The organism is Pseudonocardia thermophila (assembly GCF_900142365.1).
Classification (GTDB): domain Bacteria; phylum Actinomycetota; class Actinomycetes; order Mycobacteriales; family Pseudonocardiaceae; genus Pseudonocardia; species Pseudonocardia thermophila.
Genome location: NZ_FRAP01000038.1, coordinates 1 through 5,448, shown reverse-complemented (window position 1 = coordinate 5,448; position 5,448 = coordinate 1). Strand labels below are relative to the sequence as shown.

Genomic DNA, 5,448 nt, shown 5'->3' with positions numbered 1-5,448 from the left:
GGTGTGCGGGTGTCTTTTGAGAACTCAACAGTGTGTCGAGCTATTGTTGACTGGATTTTGTGCCAGTTTGCGTTTGGCGGGCTCGCCTTTCCCCGTCGGGTTGGGGGTCCGCTTTTGTTGGGCTAGGTTTTTGTTGGAGAGTTTGATCCTGGCTCAGGACGAACGCTGGCGGCGCGCTTAACACATGCAAGTCGAGCGGTAAGGCTCCTTCGGGAGTACACGAGCGGCGAACGGGTGAGTAACACGTGGGCAACCTGCCCCCAGCTCTGGGATAAGCCTGGGAAACTGGGTCTAATACCGGATATGACCGCTGGCCGCATGGTCTGGTGGTGGAAAGTTTTTTCGGCTGGGGATGGGCCCGCGGCCTATCAGCTTGTTGGTGGGGTAATGGCCTACCAAGGCGACGACGGGTAGCCGGCCTGAGAGGGCGACCGGCCACACTGGGACTGAGACACGGCCCAGACTCCTACGGGAGGCAGCAGTGGGGAATATTGCGCAATGGGCGAAAGCCTGACGCAGCGACGCCGCGTGGGGGATGAAGGCCTTCGGGTTGTAAACCTCTTTCGACAGGGACGAAGCCTTTCGGGGTGACGGTACCTGTAGAAGAAGCACCGGCCAACTACGTGCCAGCAGCCGCGGTAATACGTAGGGTGCGAGCGTTGTCCGGAATTATTGGGCGTAAAGAGCTCGTAGGCGGTGTGTCGCGTCGGCCGTGAAAACTTTCAGCTTAACTGGGAGCTTGCGGTCGATACGGGCATCACTAGAGTTCGGCAGGGGAGACTGGAATTCAAGGTGTAGCGGTGAAATGCGCAGATATCTTGAGGAACACCGGTGGCGAAGGCGGGTCTCTGGGCCGATACTGACGCTGAGGAGCGAAAGCGTGGGGAGCGAACAGGATTAGATACCCTGGTAGTCCACGCCGTAAACGGTGGGCGCTAGGTGTGGGGGCCATTCCACGGTCTCTGTGCCGCAGCTAACGCATTAAGCGCCCCGCCTGGGGAGTACGGCCGCAAGGCTAAAACTCAAAGGAATTGACGGGGGCCCGCACAAGCGGCGGAGCATGTGGATTAATTCGATGCAACGCGAAGAACCTTACCTGGGTTTGACATGCACCGGACGCGTCTAGAGATAGGCGTTCCCTTGTGGCCGGTGTGCAGGTGGTGCATGGCTGTCGTCAGCTCGTGTCGTGAGATGTTGGGTTAAGTCCCGCAACGAGCGCAACCCTCGTCCCATGTTGCCAGCACGTTATGGTGGGGACTCATGGGAGACTGCCGGGGTCAACTCGGAGGAAGGTGGGGATGACGTCAAGTCATCATGCCCCTTATGCCCAGGGCTTCACACATGCTACAATGGCCAGTACAGAGGGCTGCGAGACCGTGAGGTGGAGCGAATCCCTTAAAGCTGGTCTCAGTTCGGATCGGGGTCTGCAACTCGACCCCGTGAAGTTGGAGTCGCTAGTAATCGCAGATCAGCATTGCTGCGGTGAATACGTTCCCGGGCCTTGTACACACCGCCCGTCACGTCATGAAAGTTGGTAACACCCGAAGCCGATGGCCTAACCTCTTCGGGGGAGGGAGTCGTCGAAGGTGGGACCGGCGATTGGGACGAAGTCGTAACAAGGTAGCCGTACCGGAAGGTGCGGCTGGATCACCTCCTTTCTAAGGAGCTCACCGTGTTGGTGGGGTAGCCCTTCCACTGGGAGGCTTTCGGGTCTCGTTTTGCCCCCTTTTTTGGTGTGGGGGTGGGTCGCTGGTTGTGGTTGGTGGCCTGTGTGGTGGTTGGGTCTCCTTATCTCTGATTTCACGCGCACCGTGTGCAGCCGGCTCCGTGTGGGTGTGGTTGTGGTGTGTGTGGCTGGGTGGAACGCAGAATCCGTTGGTCGATGATGGTTTCGGCACACTGTTGGGTCCTGAGGAGACACCTGTTGGTGGGTGTGTTCTCTGGTGGTGGCCACTGGTTGCTCTCTCGTCTAACGCTCTCGTGTGTGGGGGTGGTGGCGGGGTTGTGGGGCGGCTGTGTGGTGGTGTGTTGAGTGTTGCATAGTGGATGCGAGCATCTTGTGTGTGGTCAAGTTGTTGAGGGCACACGGTGGATGTCTGGGCATCAGGAGCCGATGAAGGACGTGGGAGGCCGCGATAGTCCTCGGGGAGCTGCCAACCGAGCTGTGATCCGAGGGTGTCCGAATGGGGAAACCCAGTACCCGTCATGGGGTACTACCAGCACCTGAATGAAATAGGGTGTTGGGGGGAACGTGGGGAAGTGAAACATCTCAGTACCCACAGGAAGAGAAAACAACCGTGATTCCGTGAGTAGTGGCGAGCGAAAGCGGAAGAGGCTAAACCTGTGTCGTGTTCAAGTCGGCAGGCGTTGCGATGCGGGTGTTGTGGGGTTGGACCGTGTGGGCTCTGCCGGGCCTGCGAAGTCGTTTGCTGGTGTTAGTGGAAGGCCTCTGGAAAGGGTCGCCGTAGAGGGTGAGAGCCCCGTACGCGAAAGCACTGGTTGCGGCTTGGGTCTTGTCCCCGAGTAGCAGCGCACTCGTGGAATGTGCTGTGAATCTGCCGGGACCACCCGGTAAGCCTAAATACTTCCTGGTGACCGATAGCGGACGAGTACCGTGAGGGAAAGATGAAAAGTACCCCGGGAGGGGAGTGAAAGAGTACCTGAAACCGTGTGCCTACAAGCCGTCAGAGCTGGTCTTCGGGCTGGTGATGGCGTGCCTTTTGAAGAATGAGCCTGCGAGTTATGCTTCGTGGCGAGGTTAACCCGTGTGGGGTAGCCGTAGCGAAAGCGAGTCTGAATAGGGCGTTGAGTCGCGGGGTATAGACCCGAAGCGGGGTGATCTACCCATGGCCAGGGTGAAGCGACGGTAAGACGTCGTGGAGGCCCGAACCCACCAGGGTTGAAAACCTGGGGGATGAGCTGTGGGTAGGGGTGAAAGGCCAATCAAACTCCGTGATAGCTGGTTCTCCCCGAAATGCATTTAGGTGCAGCGTCGCGTGGTGGATACCGGAGGTAGAGCACTGGATGGGTAATGGGGCCGACAAGCTTACTGATCTCAGCCAAACTCCGAATGCCGGTATTTCTAGCGCGGCAGTGAGACTGCGGGGGATAAGCTTCGTAGTCGAGAGGGAAACAGCCCAGATCACCGGCTAAGGCCCCTAAGCGTGCGCTAAGTGGGAAAGGATGTGGGATCGCATAGACAACCAGGAGGTTGGCTTAGAAGCAGCCATCCTTTAAAGAGTGCGTAATAGCTCACTGGTCAAGTGGTCCTGCGCCGACAATGTAGCGGGGCTCAAGCGCACCGCCGAAGCCGTGGCAATGCCACAGGAGATCCGCCTGCTGCTGCTGTTGTGGTGGTGGGTGCAGTCGTGGTGTTGGGTAGGGGAGCGTCGTGCATCCTGTGAAGCGGCCTGGTGACGGAGTCGTGGAGGGTGCGCGAGTGAGAATGCAGGCATGAGTAGCGAATGCAGAGTGAGAAACTCTGCCGCCGGATGACCAAGGGTTCCTGGGCCAGGTTAATCCGCCCAGGGTGAGCCGGGACCTAAGACGAGGCCGACAGGCGTAGCCGATGGACAACGGGTTGATATTCCCGTGCCCGTGACAGTGCGCCCGTGTCGAGGCCGGTGATGCTGACCATCCGAACCTCCTTCCTGGCCTTCGGGCTGGGTTGTGGGGGGAGCGTGGGACCCGATCCGGTAGTAGGCAAGCGATGGGGTGACGCAGGAGGGTAGCCCCGCCAGGCGTTGGTTGTTCCTGGTGTAAGCGTGTAGCCCGACATCCAGGCAAATCCGGGTGTCGTGAAGGGTGAGACGTGATGCGTAGCCGATTGAGGCGAAGTAGGGTGATCCCATGCTGCCGAGAAAAGCCTCTAGCGAGTGCTGTTGCGGCCCGTACCCGAAACCGACACAGGTGGTCAGGTAGAGAATACCGAGGCGATCGAGTGAACCGTGGTTAAGGAATTCGGCAAAATGCCTCCGTAACTTCGGGAGAAGGAGGACCGGCTGGCTTGAAGCCCCGTGCGGGCTAGGGTTGGTCGGTCGCAGAGACCAGGCCCAAGCGACTGTTTACTAAAAACACAGGTCCGTGCGAAGTCGTAAGACGATGTATACGGACTGACGCCTGCCCGGTGCTGGAACGTTAAGAGGACCCGTTAGTCCTTTCGGGGGCGAAGCGGAGAATTTAAGCGCCAGTAAACGGCGGTGGTAACTATAACCATCCTAAGGTAGCGAAATTCCTTGTCGGGTAAGTTCCGACCTGCACGAATGGCGTAACGACTTGGGCGCTGTCTCGACCACGGACTCGGCGAAATTGCACTACGAGTAAAGATGCTCGTTACGCGCGGCAGGACGGAAAGACCCCGGGACCTTTACTACAGCTTGGTATTGGTGTTCGGTTCGGCTTGTGTAGGATAGGTGGGAGACTGTGAAGCGGCCACGCCAGTGGTTGTGGAGTCGTTGTTGAAATACCACTCTGGTCGAATTGGATGTCTAACCTCGGGCCATGATCTGGTTCAGGGACAGTGCCTGGTGGGTAGTTTAACTGGGGCGGTTGCCTCCTAAAGGGTAACGGAGGCGCCCAAAGGTTCCCTCAGCCTGGTTGGCAATCAGGTGTTGAGTGTAAGTGCACAAGGGAGCTTGACTGTGAGACCGACGGGTCGAGCAGGGACGAAAGTCGGGACTAGTGATCCGGCACCACCTGGTGGAAGGGGTGTCGCTCAACGGATAAAAGGTACCCCGGGGATAACAGGCTGATCTTGCCCAAGAGTCCATATCGACGGCATGGTTTGGCACCTCGATGTCGGCTCGTCGCATCCTGGGGCCGGAGTAGGTCCCAAGGGTTGGGCTGTTCGCCCATTAAAGCGGTACGCGAGCTGGGTTTAGAACGTCGTGAGACAGTTCGGTCCCTATCCGCCGCGCGCGTTGGAGACTTGAGGAAGGCTGTCCCTAGTACGAGAGGACCGGGATGGACGAACCTCTGGTGTGCCAGTTGTCCCGCCAGGGGCACGGCTGGTTGGCTATGTTCGGAAGGGATAACCGCTGAAGGCATCTAAGCGGGAAGCTCGTTCCAAGATGAGGTCTCCCACCACCTTTGAGTGGGTAAGGCTCCCAGTAGACCACTGGGTTGATAGGCCAGAGATGGAAGCACCGTGAGGTGTGGAGTTGACTGGTACTAATCGGCCGAGGGCTTGACCACACATAGGTTTTTTGCATCCACTATGCGACCCTGAGCGCATCACCGTGTTGGTGGCTCACTGTTTGGGTTTGATTGTTGTGAATAGTGTTGTCGGTGGTTATGGCGGAGTGGGAACGCCCGGTCCCATCCCGAACCCGGAAGCTAAGCACTCCAGCGCCGATGGTACTGCACTCGCTAGGGTGTGGGAGAGTAGGTCGCCGCCGACATCAAACCCGCTGTTAAGAGGGGCCCTCGCTGATGCGAGGGCCCCTTTTT

At 58.5% G+C, this 5,448-nt stretch carries 3 rRNA genes; all 3 read left to right on the top strand.

From position 1 onward, the window contains the following. The first annotated feature begins 130 nt into the window (after positions 1 to 130). The 3 genes from BUE41_RS29285 to rrf all read left to right on the top strand — a co-directional run bounded on the left by BUE41_RS29285 (position 131) and on the right by rrf (position 5,399). Positions 131 to 1,658: ribosomal RNA gene (locus BUE41_RS29285) — 16S ribosomal RNA — on the top strand. Between the two features lie 407 nt (positions 1,659 to 2,065). After that, positions 2,066 to 5,193 (top strand): 23S ribosomal RNA (locus BUE41_RS29280). 89 nt (positions 5,194 to 5,282) lie between these two features. Next, positions 5,283 to 5,399: ribosomal RNA gene (gene rrf, locus BUE41_RS29275) — 5S ribosomal RNA — on the top strand. Together the 16S, 23S and 5S rRNA genes form the textbook arrangement of a ribosomal RNA operon. Positions 5,400 to 5,448 lie beyond the last annotated feature (49 nt).